We start from the raw sequence: 18,097 nt of genomic DNA, 5'->3' as shown, positions 1-18,097 counted from the left end.
GAGGCAGAAGATTCGGCGGCTCTCCAGAGAGGAGCGCCAGCTGGGCCTCACCCGCTCCGCTTATCACTCAACCACCGGCGGTGCTTCGCACGAGTGGACTGAAACGGAGAAAGATATGCCTGACGCAAAATTGCAGAGCGTGCTTTCAGCTCTTTCGCAGCAGGCGAGTGAGTTAAATGCTCTGCCGTCTACTTGGCCGGTGCCTGATACTCGCTGTGTCAAACTTGACACGAATGAGAATCCATTTGCGCTGCCGCCACCCGTGATGCAAAGCGCCCTTGCGGCACTCGAACGCCAGTACCTCTACCCGCAGGATGATAACATCAGCTTGAGGGAAGCCGCCGCCAAAGCTTATGGCCTCGGCAGGGAACAGGTGATTGCCGGTAACGGATCATCTGAACTGCTAGGGCTCATCTATAAGGCTTTCCTTAATCCTGGCGACCCCGTGGCGATGGTTTCGCCAGGTTTTTCATTTAACCGCAAACTCGCCACGCTGCAGGGTGCTCAATTTCTTGAGATCCCATTGAGCAAAGCTTATTCACTGCCGACAGAGCAATTGCTTTTCGGCCCCGCCAAAGATGCCAAGTTCATTCTCTTAGCAAATCCGAACAATCCTACCGGCACGTTTGTTCCGGTGGCCGATATCGAACGCCTCGTAGCACAATCGAACCAATTGATCGTCGTCGATGAGGCCTACGTCGACTTTGCACCGGATAATGCGCTGCGCCTTCTCGATCGCTATTCCAACCTTCTGGTCTTGAGAACATTCTCGAAAAGCTATGCCGCCGCCGGCATTCGCGTTGGTTTCGGTTTTGGTCATCCAGAGATTATTGGAAGGCTGCGCAATCTTCAGAACGTCTTCAACATGAACGTGATCGGCCACGCGGTTGGCATCAGCATCCTTTCCCATCGCGTCGCCTATGAAGGGAACCACAGACATATCAAAAGTGAAAGACAGAGAGTAAGCGTCGCCCTGTCGCAACTTGGTTTCTCTGTAACACCCTCCCACGCCAATTTCTTGCTGGCCCAAGCGCCTTCGGGACAAGCCGGAACTTGGTGGCAAGCATCCCTGAAAAGGCGAAAGATACTCGTTGCCGTCTTCCCTGAAGATGGTCTGGAAAACTGCATCCGAGTGAGCATCGGTACAAAACCCCAAATGGATGCATTTCTCGCCGCGGTCAGCGACATTTCCGGCCGGCTGCGAAACGACTCGGATGTTGTTCTGACTGCTAAGCCAGGGGTGCACTTCCACTGATCTTCAAACTTAAGCAATCCGACATCCTCGCTTCGTAACGCTGCGAACGGGGAAGGGGCGTCGCCTGTCGCTGGAGCCGCTCAGCAAAGCTCCTATAGGGATAAGCCGTGCGAGTTGACGGCTTCTAGACGGCGCTGCCGGCGACGCACTGAGAGGAGCAATATCAACCCGAGGAGCAAAGACCATTCTCGAGCCAGAAAGACATCAATGCCAGTGGTCGCTTGGGCAGCGGCCGAGATTTTCGCCAGAGTTGGAGATAATTGAATGAAAAACGCCTCTTCATCAAAACTCGCCATCGGCATCTTCGATCACCTGGACGAGGATGGCAGCGATATCGCCCGACAATACGAGGATCGCCTGACGTTAGCCGAGACCTGTGACCGCCTCGGCTTCTATGCGTATCATCTCGCAGAGCACCATTTTACCCCTCATGGGAGGAGCCCGGCGCCAAATCTGTTCCTGTCGAGCGTAGCACAGCGAACCCGCCATCTTCGTGTCGGCCCGCTGGTAATGCTGCTTAGTCTTTGTCATCCGCTACGCGCGTTTGAAGAGATCTGCATGTTGGACCAATTGAGCGGCGGCAGGCTCGAGCTGGGCCTTGGGCGCGGCTCCCTTCCGATTGAGTTGGGTTACTTCGGAATTGGTGCGGACGCGGCTCCGGAACGCTACGCGGAAGCTACCAAGATACTTATGGATGCCATGAGAGGCGGAACGCTATCCTATCAAGGTCAGTATTTTGAGCTGAACAGCGTTCCGTTGACGCTCAGACCTCATCAGCGTCCGCATCCGCCGACATGGATCGCCACCAGCCGACCCGAGTCCGCAAGCTGGGCGGCTGCGAATGGCGCAAATATCGCGTGCGTTGGTCCTTCCTGGACAGTCCGCAAGATAACTGACGCCTACCGAGCCCAACGAGAGCGCAGCATTGACGTGGACGATCAAACACCATTCCTTGGTTTGCTCCGCATGGTCGTCGTTGGGCGCTCTGAGGAAGAAGCGCGTGCGCTCGCGGTGCCTGCTTACGAACAATGGCTCAAGAGCTTCACATTCCTCTACGACCTCAATGAAATCCCGACGCCACCAAACCTGCCCTTGACCTTCGCTGCAGCGATTGAAAGTGAATTGTGTGTAGTAGGAACGGCGACTTCTGTGCGACAAGCTCTTCTTGGTCAGCTCGAAGCGGCAGGCGCTAACTATCTTCTGTGTCAACTCGCATTTGGAAATCTGCCCCTAGAGGCGTCGCTATACACCGCAACGATCATTCGATCGGAAATTATGGATCCAGTTGGCTGACGATGAAAACCCTCAGCTTCAAAGCTCGGCCACGCTCCGTCTCCAATGAATGGTCTCCGCGGCCTCAGCGATGAGCGCCTGCGCCGGTGCGCTTCACGAAGAAACGCCAACTGAATCGCCCGGCCTCGGCCCGCGTCGTACTCGACAAGTCGCGGCACCCGACGCTGCAGCTTCGAAGTCTAGGAGCGACGAGACATCACGTGAACTTAGGCGGCAAATCCATATGGGATGCCTCCTGTACTAACATCTCCCGCATCCAAAGGCTTGCCGGATCACCATTGTGAAGCGCAGGCCATTGCACGGCCTCGGTAAATGAGGGCAGCGGCAGCGGGAGCTCGACGATCCGCAGGGGTATCGTTTTTGCGAAGTGCTGCGCCAGTCGTAGAGGCATGGTCCCTATACGCTGGGTACCCGATACCATGGGCGCAATCATACTGAAGCCCTGTACGACGACGTCGATACGTCTCGTCAGGCCGTGCTCGCGCAAATACCATTCCTCGATGGTTGGCTTGCGGGTATTTCCGAACTTGACCGCAACGTGCCCCATCGACATGTATCTCTCGAATGTAAGCGGCTCTGATAGCTCCTCGTTCGTGCGACAACCGATGCACACGTGCACCTCGTCGAACAGTTTCGCTCGAGGATGAGCGTCTGACATGAACATCTCAGGCAGTATCAGGAGATCGATGTCGCCACGCCGGAGAAGATCCTCATAGTCGTCCGCAAGAGGCATAAATTCGAAACTGACGGCGGGAGCTTCTCGCGACGCACGCTCCACGATCTTCTCGAACAACACGAGTGTGGCGTAATCGGAAAGGATGATTCTGAAGCGACGATCCGACTGGGCCGGGTTAAACGGATCCCAGGAAATGATTGAGAGTTCCACGAGCGTCAGCGCTTCGCGCACGGCGGGCGCAAGCCGCTCCGCGCGCGGTGTCGGGATCAGTTCTCGGCCACTCTTCGTAAAGAGCTCATCGTCGAAATAGGTGCGCAAGCGCGCGACCGCCGCGCTCATGGCCGGCTGACTGAGATTGATACTGCGTGCCGCCGCAGTGAGGCTACGCTCGGCCATGAGGGCGTCGAGCGCGACGAGGAGATTTAGATCAAGACCCTTAAAACGCATGTTTTCATCCATCCATGACGAGGATGCGTACCATCCAAATAATCGATTTGCGGATTTATCGGCTTGCTGCATTAGATTGCTATCAATCCAAGGAATTCAAGGGCATCGACGGCAAATTACGAGTGGCGCAGGAAGGAGCCGTAAGTGCTGGAGGGTTGTGCGAGCTCAATGGACTGGCATCGCATCGCGCTCGCCCCCTGCAGACGCGCACCAATCGAGCGTGGCTTTCAACCGAGTAGCCTGCCGAAGGCAGTAGAAGTTGGGCTGGGGCTCGGCCTGAGCTTCGTGCAATCGCCTATGACTCAAGCGGTGTAGCGGCTCATATGGGCGTGCTGCGACGCTTCACCAAGGTTGGCGCGCTCGACCTGCTCGTGGCGGAGCTTCGACTCTATGGGGTGCGTCCGGATCTCGAAAGACTCGGAATTGGCTATTCAATCCAGGTCCTGCTTCCAACACTCAAGGAGCTCGACGTTCCATTCGCTTTCGGAACCGTTAGGCACGCGCTACAGAGGCATGTGGAGAGGCTTGGCCGAGATAGCCCAGTGACCGTTTTGTCGGGGTTTCGCGTGCATTCCACGCTGCCAGACGCTCGTCTCGACAAGCCGCTCACGCGTATCGAAGATGCACTTGTCATCGTTCTGCCAGTGGGGCGGTCAATCTCCGATTGGCCCGCCGGTACGATGATCGAACGTAACGGGCCAGAGCTGTGAGGGACCTGTGTACGAGAGTGCCCTGACGTACTCACCAGACAACGTCCATTCCAGACACGCGGCCAGCGAACCGACCCAGCGAATGCCTGCAGGCTACGCATTTCGGATGCTTGTCGCGGGCAGCTTGGCTGAGTACCTACCTGGCCGAGGCCTGTGCAGTCATGAAAATCGTTAGATCTTCTATATGGCGGGACTTTTGAACCGGTCCCAGCCTTTCGGATTATCTTAGGTTGATCGGCTTGCTGATAACCGCCTCATCAGGGCGCTGCTCCAGCAACTACGCCTAATGCCTTTGGGAATTTCGGTGCGAAGCGCCTGTTGCGGGCCCGTCATCGCGTTCACGACGACCGCCGTCCCTTTGTTCATGTGAGGCCGGGCCTGCATGAGCTTGAAAAATAGCTCCCGCGGGCCGCCCGCATTTGCGGCAGAAATGGCTCTAGCTTCAGTTCGACTTTTTTCGCCGGAGCCATCAGGTTGGGGTAATTGCCAGCACGGCGTTGGTGCCGCCGAAAGCGAAAGAATTGCTGATCGCTGCCCGCACCTTGCGCTCGCGCGCAGTGTTGGGCGTCACGTCGAGGTCGCACTCGGGATCCTTTTCCCGATAGTTCGCTGTCGGCGGGATGATCCCGTCGCGGAGCGCCATGATACAGGCAATCAGCTCAAGGGCGCCCGATGCCCCCATGCAGTGGGCATGCATCGACTTCGTCGAGGACACCGACAGGATATCGGCGTGACTGCCGAAGACGCGGCGAATTGCCCGGGTCTCGAGCCGGTCGTTGTATTTGGTGCCAGTGCCGTGCGCGTTGACATAGTCAATGTCCTCAGGCATGAGCCCGGCATCGGCGAGGCAGGCCTTTATCGCGGCCATCGGGCCTTCGACGGTCGGAGCGACAATGTCGGATGCGTCTGCGGACATTCCCGTGCCTGCAAGCTCGGCGAGGATCGGGGCGCCGCGAGCGAGGGCGTGCTGATAGGTCTCGAGGACCGCGATGCCCGCACCTTCGCCGAGCACCAGGCCGTTCCGGTCGGCCGAGAACGGCCGGCAAGTCTCGCGGGCGACAGCGCGCAGGGCCTCCCACCCCTTCAGTACACCGAAGGCGAGCGGCGCGTCGGTGCCGCCGGCCAACATGACGTCAGCCCTGCCGAGCCTCAACTGGTCGATCGCAGATATGAACGCGTGGTTAGACGAAGAGCAGGCCGACGTGACCCCGAACACCGGCCCGCGCAGCCCATAGACCATGCTGACCTGACTGGCCGGCGCGCCAGGCATGGCGCGAGGGACCGCAAAGGCGTTGGTGTGTGATTTCCGGCCGATGAAGAGCCCGCGATAGTTCTCTTCAAGCGTCTCAGCGCCGAAGATGGCTGTACCGACAACCGCGCCAATGCGATCGGTGTTGGTTTTGTCCACGGTAAGCCCCGATTGGCGGAGCGCCTCGCCGGCGGCAAGAACAGCCAGCAGGCTGTAGCGGTCCATCGTCGCCAGACGCTTGCGGTCGAACTCGACCTCGGGCAACTGCTTGACCTCTGCCCCTGTGCGGATTCTCGACTGATGGATTGGCGCCGCGGTGATCTCGCCGATGGCCGATCGGCCTGCGAGCATCGCCTCCCAGATGGCGGGCACGTCAACGCCCATGCCGCAGATGCCGCCGAGGCCGGTAATAACGATAGGGGATCGGCCCATGATGAATGCTAAGCCTTAGCTGCAATCAAAGCACGTGCAGCCTCGACGAGGTCACCGACGTTCTTGAGGTTGCTCCAAGCCTCGGAAGTATCCAACTCAATTTGGATCCCGTAGGACTCCTCGATATCGAACATGATCTCGGTGAGTTCGAGCGACTGAATTTCGAGATACTGGAGCTCGGAGTGGATAGTAATTTGTTTGTCGGTGTACGCATGAGCTTTTATCTTTTCGATGATCTCGGTTGCCAGTTGATCAGCCATTAGCTTACCCAAATTCCTCGTTCAGTTCCCTGCGCAACAAAGCTGACCAGTTAGTTACGTCTGCCGACGTTGCAGACTGGACTCTGTGTCTGTTCAACAGGACGAATGGTTAGTCTTCATTCCGCTTTAGTGGCAGCGAAGGCGGGTTAGACGAGAAAATCACGAAGAATCTCGCGTGAGGTCCGGTGCCTAGAAGTGAAGGCCCACTGCAATGTTGTTTTGTGTAGCGATCGCATTTCCAGCGTACATGTCGGCAATTAACGTTGGTCGCGACGATTCAAGTATCGTCGCACGAGAATTAGCGCTTTGATCCATGTAGCTAAATCCAAGATTAGTAAAATCAATTGTTTGGATACAATGCATCCATATGCTGAATGCATCGCAGATATGCTTGGGACCCTCACAAATTGCCGGCTGTCCAACGCGGGGGCGGCTGGACGAGCTTGCGAGGAACAAGGTTCCATGTCCATTGACAGCTGGTAACGTCAACGTCTGCGGTGACACGCGTCTTTAATCTTCGATATTGGGAAGGCTCTTATCGTCCACAGTTCATATTGAAGACAGGTGTAAAACCGCGACGGCCGCGCTGTTTGCGGCTTGCTCCGTTTGATGCTGCGCGCCTCACCCGTGAGGCCCCGTCAGGGAGCCGAGCGCAATCAGGAGATCCAGAGCAAAGCGGTTTACGTATCCATGCCGTGGATGATTGCTATCCAAACAATCGATTTTACGAATTCATGAGCCTGCCGCATTAGAACAACAATTGACAGAGATCAAGGTCATGGACGGCACATTTACGAGTGGCGCAGGAAGGGACCGGAAATGGTGAGGCAGCCCATCAGCTCGGCAACGGGGCTACGAAGGTTCAAGTGGTCTAATGACATGTCATTTCGATCGCTGACGACAGCCTGTGACATTCACCATTCGCCCTCAGCTTCGATCGCGTGATCGGCCTCTCGCAAGACAGCAAACAATAAGGAGGGCTTTGCATGCGCTCTGAGGTGCGGTGGAGTCTACGCTGGGAAAATGAGTTGCAACTCCCCGAGCATATCGAACTCACGGAGTTCTTTCGAAGGACCTATGGACCGACGGGGGCCTTTAACGCGAAGCCGTTCGAAGGCAGTCAAAGCTGGGCCGGGGCAAGACCTGAGCTTCGTGCAATCGCCTATGACTCGAGCGGTGTAGCGGCCCACATGGGCTTACTCCGCCGTTTCATCAAGGTTGACGGAGTCGACCTGCTGGTGGCTGAACTCGGCTTGTATGGGGTGCGTCCGGATCTTGAGGGACTCGGAATCGCCCATTCGATCCACGCCATGCTTCCAACACTGCAGGAGCTTCAAGTTCCATTCGCATTCGGTACCGTCCGCCACCAGCTGCGCAAACACATTGAGCGGTTCGGCCGACACGGTCTGGTGACTGTGATGTCCGGGATTAGTGTACGCTCCACGCTCCCACACGCGCGTACCGACCTGCCGCCCACGCGCGTCGAGGACCCACTTGTCATCGTCCTACCTGTTGGACGGTCGATCTCGGACTGGCCCGCTGGCAAGATAATCGACCGGAACGGACCAGAGCTATGAGCCACCTCGACTGCTTGTCTGAGGTGCACAGTGAGTGCACTGACGGCGCCGCTCAGCGCAGCGTTTACTTGACGTTCGACGACGGTCCTCATCCGTTTTGCACACCGGCAATACTGGATGTTCTGGCTGAACATCGGGTGCCGGCGACCTTTTTCGTCATTGGCCAGTACGCCGCCGACCAGTCGAGCCTCATCCAACGAATGATTGCGGAAGGGCACGAAGTCGCTAACCACACGATGACACATCCGGACCTGTCCAAATGCGGACCCGGCGAAGTGCAGCGTGAACTCCTGGAGGCGAACAGAGCCATCAAAACTGCGTCCTCGCATGTCTCGGTGCGGCACATCCGAGCTCCGTATGGCATCTGGACCGATGAAGTGCTCACGGCCTCGGCGAACGCTGGGCTGAGAGGGGTCCACTGGTCGGTAGACCCTCGAGACTGGTCCCGCCCGGGGTCGACGCCATTGTCTCATCAGTGCTCGACGCCATCCGGCCGGGTGCAATCGTGCTCTTGCACGACGGATGTCCTCCCAGCGAGTCGCAACCCGGCACTGGACGCGATCTGCGCGACCAGACCATCTTGGCGCTAGCCAGCATAATCCCAGCCTTGCATGACCGCGGCCTTGTAATCCGCTCGCTTCCTCAAGATCACTGAAGAAGAGATCCCATGAACTTGCTTGATACAACCAGCACTGTCGCCATCTCGCTTTATGCGCTGCTCTCGACTGCTTATAAAAGCATGCAAGCCGTTTACTCTCAGCCGGTATCCGATTCATCGGCGTCTGAGCGCCCGGCCGGCTTCGACCAGCTGCCGAGCGTGGATGTCATCGTCCCCTGTTTCAACGAGGATCCCGGCACGCTTTCTGAGTGCCTGGCTTCCATTGCGGATCAGGAATACGCGGGGGAAATGCGCGTCTATGTGATTGATGACGGTTCTGGCAATCGCGACGCTTTGCGACCCGTGCACGAGACCTTCGCACGCGATCCCAGGTTCAATATCATTCTGCTTCCCCACAATGTTGGAAAGCGCAAGGCACAGATCGCCGCGATACGCCGGTCTGCTGGAGATATGGTGCTAAACGTCGACTCCGACACGATACTCGCATCCGATGTCATCACGAAGCTTGTACCAAAGATGCAAGATCCGGCCGTCGGCGCGGCCATGGGGCAGTTGACGGCCAGTAATCGAAATGAGAGTTGGCTGACTCGGCTGATCGATATGGAGTACTGGCTGGCTTGCAACGAGGAGCGCGCGGCACAGGCTCGCTTCGGTGCCGTTATGTGCTGCTGCGGCCCATGTGCCATGTACCGCCGCTCTGCGCTCGTCATGCTGCTGGACCAGTACGAGTCTCAATTTTTTCGGGGCAAGCCAAGCGACTTCGGTGAGGATCGCCATCTCACGATTCTCATGTTGAAGGCAGGTTTCCGGACCGAGTACGTGCCAAGCGCCATCGCGGCAACAGTCGTTCCGAACAGGCTAAAACCGTATCTGCGCCAACAACTGCGCTGGGCGCGGAGCACGTTCCGGGATACGTTGCTTGGGCTGCGCCTATTGCCCGGTCTTAATCGCTTTCTGACGCTGGACGTGGTCGGACAGAATCTCGGACCGTTGCTGCTGGCGCTATCGGTGCTAACGGCGCTCGCACAGCTCGCACTGACAGGGACCCCGCCTTGGTGGACAGTCCTGATGATTGTGGCGATGACCATGATTCGCTGCAGCATTGTAGCGTTTCGGGCCCGCCAACTTCGATTTCTAGGCTTCTCTCTGCACACATTCATCAACATCTTTCTGTTGCTGCCCTTGAAGGCCTACGCCTTGTGCACATTGAGCAATAGCGACTGGCTGTCGCGCGGCTCTGCTGGCCCCTCCTCTAAGAAAGAGGGGGAACAGGCGCCGATCCAACGTCAGAAGACTGAATCACGCAGTACAGAAGTCTCGGGACGTGCGACGCCGCTTCGAAGGATCAACCTTGCACGCGATTCTTCAAGGCTCGTGACGTCTGAGTGCATTTGCAGGGACGAGTGAGAGCTACTTACCGCGGGGTGAACGCCTTGACACAGATCGACAATTATCAATTGCTGGATCGGGAACTGGCCGCAGACGATCCATGGGGACTCGATGCCAATCCGTTCGAGCGTGAGCGTCATGCGCAAATGCTCCGGCTGTCGCTTGCCCAAGGATTGATCGCAACTGCGCTCGAAGTGGGGTGCGCTGCCGGCGCCTTCACGGTGCAGCTAGCACCCCACTGCCAACGCCTCACGGTCATCGATGTTGTGCCTCAAGCTATTGCTAGGGCGCGCCGACGGATGAAGGACGCGCCGCACATCAGCTGGATAGTCTCCGATGTTCAACAGTTCTCGACCAATCACGTCTTCGACCTGATCGTTGTGGCGGAAGTGCTCTACTATGTTGGAGGAATAGCCGAGATGCGGGCGGCTGTCCGCAATTTGGTGCGGATGCTTGCGCCAGGCGGACATCTGGTTTTCGGATCGGCGCGGGATGCCAATTGCCGGCGCTGGGGTCACGTTGCCGGTGCTGAGACGGTCATCGCGATCCTGAACGAAACTTTGATCGAGGTAGAGCAGCTCGAGTGCCGGGGTGAGGCGGTCAACGAAGACTGCTTGCTCGCCCGTTTCCGGAATCCGGTTTCTGCTTCCTGACGAATTCAAATCGTCGACGATAGACATGGAGACACTATGCGCATCTGTGGTATCAAGCTGACCCATGACGGGGCGATCGCGCTTGTCGAGGATGGACGGCTCGTCTTCTGCGTAGAGCAGGAGAAGCGGGACAACAATCCGCGATATCAAACCATCGATAATCTCGACGCAGTTGTCGACGCTTTGGCGCAACACGGTCTAAAGCCGAGCGATGTTGATCAATTCGTGATCGACGGCTGGGATGGCGAGGACGAGACGCAGTTCCGAGTTCTCAGTGGCGTGGCTCCCTTAGTTCTCAAAGGGGCGCCTTATGTCGAACGCCATGCGAACGGCCTTCTCGAATGCCTCGACGGCTCCGGCCTGATTCTCGATGACCTGGCTTTTTCTTATAAGAGCTACCCACATGTTACCGGCCACGTAGCCTCCGCATACTGCACCAGCCCCTTTGCCAAGGCCGGAGAGCCCGCGTTCTGCCTGGTGTGGGACGGCTGTATCTTTCCGCGCCTTTACCATGTGGATGGCCGCGGTGCACGGTTCCTCGAAAACCTTTTCCCGATGATTGGCCAGGCCTACGCTTCGGCGGGCCATTATTTCGGGCCCTATAAGAAGGCGAGCCGGGTAGGTTGGGATCTAGGGGTGGCCGGAAAGCTGATGGCCTATATCGCGCTCGGGTCGGTTGATGAAGAGATCGTCGCGATATTTCAGGAACTTTACGAGGAGCGCTTTGCGGCCGATACGGAACTTGCCAGTCGCTACCGCGCCACCATCACCGACGCCGAGTCCTCGCTCGCGGCTGTGCATGATTTCTTCGAGGCCAGCGTGCTCCGATTGGAGACCAAGGCACCGGAAGATGTACTCGCGTCGTTTCATATCTTTCTTGAGCGTCTCCTTGTCCTCGAAATGACGGATGCCGTGCGGCGGCATTCGTTTCCGGGACCGCAGAACTTGTGTATAGCCGGCGGTTGCGGACTCAACATCAAATGGAACAGTGCACTTCGTGAGACCGGCGTCTTCGATGCTGTCTGGGTACCGCCTTTTCCGAATGACAGCGGGTCGGCAATCGGGGCGGCTTGCTGTGCAATGGTGGCGCAGCAAGGCTTCGTGCCGCTGGAGTGGTCGGTCTACAATGGCCCGGCCTTGCAAATCGGGTATGTGCCGCCGGGATGGAAGGCCCTGCTGTGCAGCACGCAGGAACTCGCGACCATCCTCGCCAGCGATAAGCCCGTGGTTTTCCTTTCCGGGCGTGCCGAGCTTGGACCGCGGGCGTTGGGCGGCAGAAGCATTCTCGCAGCCGCGACTTCGCCGGAAATGAAAGATTTCCTCAACGAAATCAAATTTCGCGAACATTTCCGGCCAGTGGCGCCGATATGCCTAGAGGACCGCGCGCCGGACATATTCAGCCCTGGAACTCCGGATCCCTACATGTTGTTCGATCATCAGACGAGGGTGGAGTGGCAGGACAAAAGTCCGGCTGTTGTCCATCTTGATGGGTCTGCGCGACTGCAGACGATATCCAGACACTCTCCACATGAAGTCGCCGAGCTACTCGTCGAGTATGAAAAACTCACGGGCATTCCGCTGCTTTGCAACACCAGTGCCAATTACCATGGAAGGGGCTTTTTCCCGGATGCAGCTGCGGCCTGCGAGTGGGGACGCGTTGAACACGTATGGTGCGACGGCCTGCTGTTCGCGAAAACGCACGCAACCGAAGAAGCGCCAGTCGACGGCGCACTCACGGTAAGATGAGCGCATGTCCATGGTAGCCATCGATCTTTCCGGCGTAAGCAAGACATATGGTGACAAGGTCGTGGTCGACGGGCTGTCGTTCAGCGTTGCGCCGGGGGAATGCTTCGGGCTACTCGGACCGAACGGCGCGGGCAAGAGCACGATTGCGCGTATGGTCCTCGGCATGACATCGCCCGATGCGGGCAAGATTACGGTGCTCGGGGTGCCGGTACCGGCACGGGCTCGCTTGGCGCGAAGGGGCATCGGCGTGGTGCCCCAGTTCGACAACCTCGACCCGGAGTTCACTGTCCGCGAAAACCTGCTGGTCTACGGGCGCTACTTCGGCATGAACAAGCGCGAGGTCAAAGCGGTCATGCCGTCGCTTCTTGAGTTCGCGCGCCTCGAGAGCAAGGTGGATGCGCGCGTCTCCGAACTTTCGGGCGGCATGAAGCGGCGTCTGACATTGGCGCGAGCGTTGATCAATGACCCGCAGCTGCTTGTCATGGACGAGCCGACCACCGGTCTCGATCCGCACGCGCGCCATCTGATCTGGGAGCGCCTGCGCTCTCTGCTGGCGCGCGGCAAGACGATCATTTTGACGACCCACTTCATGGAAGAGGCTGAGCGGTTATGCGATCGAATTTGCGTGCTCGAAAGAGGCCGCAACATTGCCGAAGGACGTCCTCATGCGCTGATCGATGAACTGATCGGGTGCGAGGTCATCGAAATCTACGGCGGCAATCCGCATGAATTGGAATCTCTGATTAGACCATATGCAAATCGCATCGAAGTGAGCGGCGAGACACTCTTTTGCTACGCGGCCGATCCGGAGCAGGTGCGGGTGCGGCTGCGCGAGCGCGCGGGTTTGCGTGTTCTGCAGCGTCCGCCGAATCTTGAGGATGTGTTTTTGCGGCTGACCGGGCGAGAGATGGAGAAGTGAACCGATGGGTGAAGGAAGTGCCGCGGCTCTGCCCGCCAATGCTTGGAACTGGATCGCGGTATGGCAACGCAATTATCTGGCCTGGAAGAAAGTGGCACTTGCGTCGATTCTCGGGAACCTGGCCGATCCTATGATCTACCTGTTCGGCCTTGGCCTTGGCCTTGGCCTTGTCGTAGGTCGCGTTGACGGCACGTCTTACGTTGCGTTCTTGGCAGGCGGAATGGTGGCGACAAGCGCGATGACGTCTGCGACATTCGAGACGATTTACGCGGCTTTCGCGCGAATGAACGCTCAACGCACATGGGAAGGGATCCTCTACACACAGCTGACACTCGGCGACATTATTCTCGGTGAATTGGCATGGGCCGCCAGCAAGGCATTTCTCGCCGGTACGGGAATTATGATCGTCGCCACCATGCTGGGGTATGCGGTGTGGCCGTCCGTCCTTTATGCGCTGCCCATCATCGTGCTGACTGGGTTTGCCTTCGCCAGCCTGGCGATGGTCGTCACGGCGCTTGCACCCAGTTACGACTATTTCATTTTCTACCAGACGCTCGTCCTCACACCAATGCTGTTCCTGTGCGGTGCGGTGTTCCCAATCACCCAGTTGCCCCATGCCTTCCAGCAGGTCGCGCAGTTCTTGCCATTGGCGCATGCAATCGACCTCATACGTCCGGCAATGCTTGGCCGCCCCGCGGATAGCCTGGGCCTGCATGTCGGCGCGCTTTGCATCTACGCACTTTTGCCGTTCTTCGTGTCCGCGGCATTGTTTCGTCGGCGCCTGATGTCTTGACGCTACTCACCACCACGACACGAGAAGGAGAAACGCGATGCAGTCTCGCGAACTGGGCTCCAGCGGTCTGAAGTTAAGCCTGCTCGGTCTGGGCAGCCTGGAAGTCAGCCTGTCACGCGAAGTCCTGGATGGTATCCAATCGATCCATCAGCGTTATGGAACGACAGCACCATGAGTCGGGCGGCGGCCTCCTGGTGCAATGCCGCCAAGTCGGCGCTCTCTGGGCGTGTTTGAGAACTGCTCAACGCGTCACGCGGGTTGAAACCGCGGGGAACTCACGTCGACTCGGGCGAGGGGAGTTCGTTGCGCGGGCTTCACCCAACCTTTCACGAACGAGTTTAAGTCGGGAACACATGCAATGACCCACACCGAACCGGCGCCTCAGCCATTTGCAATTCTTGGAATGCCAAGGACTGGAACGCACTACCTTGAAGAGTTGCTGAATGAACATCCGAACGTGTTGAGCAACGGTGAGCTACTCAACACGTATGATGCGAATTGGCCGGATAAGGATCGCCTACTACGCAGCGATCGCGAGCTCCTGGAACTCGCCTATTTGCGATTTCCTACATCGAGCGACAAGAAGGTCACGCATGTTGGATGCAAGATCAACGAACCGCAGTTTCAGGAACGTCCGCGCTTTTTTGACGAGCTGGCCCGTTGGCCAGGGCTCAAGGTCATCCTGTTATCTCGCAGAAACACCTTGGAATCGCTGCGCTCGCTGGTGCAGGCAAGGCAAAGCCGGCAATGGCTGAAATTCAGCTGCGATGATACGGCTCCACCGCCACGCGTAAAATTGTCGATCGCCTCCTGCGAAGACTACTTCAGGGCCGCTGATGATTTCCACGCTCGAGTGGCGCACTCCTACGCTTCGACCAACTTGCTTGAGATCGATTACGAGAGGCTCATTCGTGAACCCGCCGGATGCCTGGAGGTGGCTTGGCAATTTCTGGGCGTTCCAGCACTTCAACTTTCTGGCCGCTCTAACCTTCAGCGCCTAGAAAACAGACCGCTCGACGAAACGGTCGAAAATTTCGAAGAGTTGCGGCGTCACTTCGCTCGCGGACCCTATGCCAGATTCTTCGAGCTTGATGACGCAGTAGTCCCGCAGGGGTGAGCGATATGTCTCTTCCCCATCTTCGGCGACTTGAAGCCGAAGCGATCCATGTCATTCGAGAAGTTGTTGCAACATTCTCGAACCCGGTCGCGCTTTACTCGATCGGCAAGGACTCCTCGGTTTTGCTGCACCTGGCGATGAAGGCGTTCTATCCGGCCAAACCGCCTTTTCCTTTCCTGCATGTAGATACCAAATGGAAGTTCCGGGAGATGATCGAGTTTCGCGACCGGATGGCGCGAGAGCTCGGCTTCGATCTCCTCGTCCACGTCAATCAGGACGGGGTCGAGCAGGGCATCGGCCCATTCACGCACGGTTCCAACGTGCACACCCATGTCATGAAGACGATGGGGCTCCGGCAGGCACTCGAGAAATACGGTTTCGACGCGGCGCTCGCGGGCGCGCGGCGCGACGAGGAGAAGTCGCGCGCCAAGGAACGCATCTTCTCGATTCGCAGCGCCCAGCACGGCTGGGATCCGCAGCGCCAGCGGCCCGAGATGTGGAAGACCTACAATACGCGGGTCGGGCAAGGCGAGACGATGCGAGTCTTCCCGCTTTCCAACTGGACCGAATTCGACATCTGGCAGTACATCCTGCGCGAGGAAATTCCGATCGTGCCGCTTTATTTCGCGGCCAGGCGCCCGGTCGTCAAGCGAGACGGCATGCTGATCATGGTCGACGACGACCGCATGCCCATCCAACCCGAAGAGGAGGTTACCGAACAGCTCGTGCGTTTCCGCACGCTTGGCTGCTATCCGCTGACCGGGGCGGTCGAGTCCGACGCTGTCACCGTTCCCGAGATATTGCGGGAAATGCTGACGGTGCGCACGTCTGAACGGCAGAGCCGGCTGATCGACACGGATGAAGTCGGGGCGATGGAGAAAAAGAAGCGGGAGGGCTACTTCTGATGTCGTATGTTCAATCCATACCGCCGCATGACATTGAAGCGCATCTGGCCGAGCACGACAACAAGTCGATCCTCAGATTCATCACTTGCGGTTCGGTCGACGACGGCAAATCGACCCTGATCGGGCGGCTGCTTTATGATGCGAAGCTGGTCTTCGAGGACCAGCTCGCGAACCTCGGGCGCGTCGGCTCTCCCGGCGCCGCCAACGGCAAGGAAATCGATCTCGCCTTGCTTCTCGACGGGCTGGAGGCCGAGCGCGAGCAGGGCATCACCATCGACGTGGCCTATCGCTATTTTGCCACGTCCAAACGCAAGTTCATCGTCGCCGATACGCCCGGCCACGAGGAATATACGCGCAACATGGTGACCGGAGCTTCGACGGCGGATCTCGCCATCATCCTCATCGACAGCCGGCAGGGCATTCTCCAGCAGACCCGGCGCCACTCCTATATCGCCTCGCTGCTCGGCATCCGCCATGTCGTGCTGGCCGTCAACAAGATCGATCTCGTCGATTTTCAACAACAGGTGTACGAGGAAATCGTCGCCGACTACATGGCTTTCGCCAAAGAGCTCGGTTTTGCCAGCATACGGCCGATCCCGATCTCGGCGCGCGACGGCGACAACGTCATCTCGGCTTCGGCCAATACGCCCTGGTACAGAGGGGCGGCACTGCTCGAATATCTGGAAACGGTAGAACTCGAGCCAACGGACCAGGCAAAGCCTTTCCGTTTCCCGGTTCAAATGGTCATGCGGCCGAACGCGGATTTTCGGGGCTATGCCGGGCAGATCTCCTGCGGGAGGATTTCCGTGGGCGATCCGGTCGTCGTCGCGAAGACGGGGCAGCGCACATCGGTCAAGGCGATCGTGACCTATGACGGGGAGCTTGCGACGGCAGGGGAAGGCGAAGCGGTGACGCTGGTCCTCTCTGACGAGGTGGATGCGTCCCGCGGCAACATGCTCGTCGCCCCCGGTGCCCGGCCCTTCGTGGCGGACCAGTTCCAGGCACATGTGATCTGGTTCGATGCGAACCCGATGATGCCGGGACGAAGCTACATCCTGCGTACGGAGACCGACAGCGTCAGCGCGACGGTCACCACGCTCAAGCACCAGGTCAACATCAATAGCTTCATCCGTGAGGCGGCGAAGTCGCTGCAGATGAATGAAGTCGGTGTCTGCAACATCTCGACACAGGCTCCGATCGCCTTCGACGCCTACAAAGACAACCGGGCGACGGGCAATTTCATCATCGTCGACCGGGTGACGAATGCCACGGTCGGTGCGGGGTTGATCGATTTTCCGCTCCGGCGCGCAGACAATGTCCACTGGCATGCGCTCGAGGTGAACAAGAGCGCGCGTAGCGCCATGAAAAATCAGCTCCCTGCCGTTCTCTGGTTCACCGGCCTTTCCGGCTCCGGAAAATCGACCATCGCGAACGAGCTCGACAGGATCCTCCACGCTCAGGGCAAGCACACCTACCTGCTCGACGGCGACAATGTACGTCACGGCCTCAACCGGGACCTCGGCTTTACCGAAGAGGACCGGGTAGAGAACATCCGTCGCGTGGCGGAGGTGGCCAAGCTGATGGCCGATGCCGGTCTGATCGTTCTCGTCTCCTTCATCTCGCCGTTCCGCGACGAACGGCGCATGGCGCGGGAATTGATGGAGGAGGGCGAGTTCATCGAGATCTTCGTCGACACGCCGCTCGACGAGTGTGCGCGGCGCGATCCGAAGGGGCTCTACGAGAAGGCGCTCGCCGGCCAGATCGCGAACTTCACTGGCGTATCCTCGCCCTATGAGGCCCCGGAAAATCCGGAACTCCATATACGCACCGTCGGCCATGAACCGACCGACCTGGCGCTCGCGATCGAGGAATTCCTTGACCGCAGGATGGAGGAGAAATGACGCCCCTTTGCGAAATGCTGGAGCGCATAGCGCTCGATGCGGGTGCGGCAATTCTCGACGTCTACGATGACCGCGCCAGAATGCGGAAAAATCGTTTTTAAGAAACTGACGAGGCGTTTTCGAGTGCTCCTATCACTGTCAGGGAGCCGTAGTTCA

15 protein-coding genes and 2 pseudogenes are annotated in these 18,097 nt (G+C 58.3%); 14 read left to right on the top strand and 3 right to left on the bottom strand.

Going from position 1 to position 18,097, the window contains the following annotated elements; all coding sequences use genetic code 11:
- Positions 1 to 115 precede the first annotated feature (115 nt).
- Together hisC and N0Q91_RS00510 are read left to right on the top strand one after the other, a co-directional pair.
- Positions 116 to 1,255 carry a histidinol-phosphate transaminase gene (gene hisC, locus N0Q91_RS00515; protein WP_275596272.1) on the top strand — a complete coding sequence of 380 codons (1,140 nt, stop codon included), beginning with the start codon at positions 116 to 118 and terminating at the stop codon, positions 1,253 to 1,255.
- A 264-nt stretch (positions 1,256 to 1,519) separates the two neighbouring features.
- Positions 1,520 to 2,548: an LLM class flavin-dependent oxidoreductase gene (locus tag N0Q91_RS00510; RefSeq protein WP_275596271.1), complete on the top strand. Its 1,029-nt coding sequence runs from the start codon at positions 1,520 to 1,522 to the stop codon at positions 2,546 to 2,548.
- A 196-nt stretch (positions 2,549 to 2,744) separates the two neighbouring features.
- Here the strand turns inward: N0Q91_RS00510 and N0Q91_RS00505 are convergent, their stop codons facing one another.
- Complete coding sequence (locus N0Q91_RS00505) at positions 2,745 to 3,671, bottom strand: LysR family transcriptional regulator (protein WP_275596383.1); 927 nt, start codon at positions 3,669 to 3,671, stop codon at positions 2,745 to 2,747.
- Between the two features lie 239 nt (positions 3,672 to 3,910).
- Here N0Q91_RS00505 and N0Q91_RS00500 point away from each other — a divergent pair.
- Positions 3,911 to 4,381, top strand: a pseudogene (locus tag N0Q91_RS00500) (NodA family N-acyltransferase); the annotation flags it as partial.
- Between the two features lie 469 nt (positions 4,382 to 4,850).
- Here N0Q91_RS00500 and N0Q91_RS00495 read toward each other — a convergent pair.
- Entirely contained in the window at positions 4,851 to 6,062 is a 1,212-nt protein-coding gene (locus tag N0Q91_RS00495) for a beta-ketoacyl-[acyl-carrier-protein] synthase family protein (protein WP_275596270.1), read from the bottom strand.
- Between the two features lie 8 nt (positions 6,063 to 6,070).
- Positions 6,071 to 6,322 carry an acyl carrier protein gene (locus N0Q91_RS00490; protein WP_275596269.1) on the bottom strand — a complete coding sequence of 84 codons (252 nt, stop codon included), beginning with the start codon at positions 6,320 to 6,322 and terminating at the stop codon, positions 6,071 to 6,073.
- 986 nt (positions 6,323 to 7,308) lie between these two features.
- Here N0Q91_RS00490 and N0Q91_RS00485 point away from each other — a divergent pair.
- The 11 genes and pseudogenes from N0Q91_RS00485 (at position 7,309) to nodQ (ending at position 17,941) form a co-directional block, all read left to right on the top strand.
- Positions 7,309 to 7,899: a NodA family N-acyltransferase gene (locus N0Q91_RS00485; RefSeq protein ID WP_085026084.1), complete on the top strand. Its 591-nt coding sequence runs from the start codon at positions 7,309 to 7,311 to the stop codon at positions 7,897 to 7,899.
- Positions 7,896 to 8,554, top strand: a pseudogene (gene nodB / locus N0Q91_RS00480) (chitooligosaccharide deacetylase NodB). Before N0Q91_RS00485 ends, nodB begins: the two are co-directional and overlap by 4 nt.
- A gap of 12 nt (positions 8,555 to 8,566) precedes the next feature.
- Entirely contained in the window at positions 8,567 to 9,925 is a 1,359-nt protein-coding gene (nodC, locus tag N0Q91_RS00475; protein WP_275596268.1) for a chitooligosaccharide synthase NodC, read from the top strand.
- A gap of 17 nt (positions 9,926 to 9,942) precedes the next feature.
- Positions 9,943 to 10,560 (top strand): nodulation methyltransferase NodS, encoded by a 618-nt coding sequence (nodS, locus tag N0Q91_RS00470; protein WP_275596267.1) that lies wholly within the window; start codon positions 9,943 to 9,945, stop codon positions 10,558 to 10,560.
- Positions 10,561 to 10,596: 36 nt separating this feature from the next.
- On the top strand, positions 10,597 to 12,306 hold the full coding sequence (nodU, locus tag N0Q91_RS00465; RefSeq protein ID WP_275596266.1) for a nodulation protein NodU: 1,710 nt from the start codon (positions 10,597 to 10,599) through the stop codon (positions 12,304 to 12,306).
- Between the two features lie 4 nt (positions 12,307 to 12,310).
- The gene (nodI, locus tag N0Q91_RS00460) at positions 12,311 to 13,225 is read left to right on the top strand and encodes a nodulation factor ABC transporter ATP-binding protein NodI (RefSeq protein WP_275596265.1); all 915 of its coding nucleotides are present in this window, start codon (positions 12,311 to 12,313) and stop codon (positions 13,223 to 13,225) included.
- A gap of 4 nt (positions 13,226 to 13,229) precedes the next feature.
- Entirely contained in the window at positions 13,230 to 14,018 is a 789-nt protein-coding gene (nodJ, locus tag N0Q91_RS00455; RefSeq protein ID WP_275596264.1) for a nodulation factor ABC transporter permease subunit NodJ, read from the top strand.
- A gap of 37 nt (positions 14,019 to 14,055) precedes the next feature.
- The gene (locus N0Q91_RS00450) at positions 14,056 to 14,193 is read left to right on the top strand and encodes a hypothetical protein (RefSeq protein WP_275596263.1); all 138 of its coding nucleotides are present in this window, start codon (positions 14,056 to 14,058) and stop codon (positions 14,191 to 14,193) included.
- Positions 14,194 to 14,376: 183 nt separating this feature from the next.
- Entirely contained in the window at positions 14,377 to 15,135 is a 759-nt protein-coding gene (locus N0Q91_RS00445; protein WP_275596262.1) for a sulfotransferase, read from the top strand.
- A 5-nt stretch (positions 15,136 to 15,140) separates the two neighbouring features.
- Positions 15,141 to 16,040 (top strand): sulfate adenylyltransferase subunit CysD, encoded by a 900-nt coding sequence (cysD, locus tag N0Q91_RS00440; RefSeq protein ID WP_014989977.1) that lies wholly within the window; start codon positions 15,141 to 15,143, stop codon positions 16,038 to 16,040.
- Positions 16,040 to 17,941: a bifunctional sulfate adenylyltransferase/adenylyl-sulfate kinase NodQ gene (gene nodQ, locus N0Q91_RS00435; RefSeq protein ID WP_018097134.1), complete on the top strand. Its 1,902-nt coding sequence runs from the start codon at positions 16,040 to 16,042 to the stop codon at positions 17,939 to 17,941. The genes cysD and nodQ overlap by 1 nt, the downstream gene beginning before the upstream one ends.
- Positions 17,942 to 18,097: the final 156 nt, after the last annotated feature.

Origin of the sequence: Sinorhizobium prairiense, assembly GCF_029201645.2 — a bacterium.
Classification (GTDB): domain Bacteria; phylum Pseudomonadota; class Alphaproteobacteria; order Rhizobiales; family Rhizobiaceae; genus Sinorhizobium; species Sinorhizobium meliloti_A.
The sequence above is the reverse complement of the archived record's forward strand: the minus strand, read 5'-3'. Positions and strand labels throughout refer to the sequence as shown.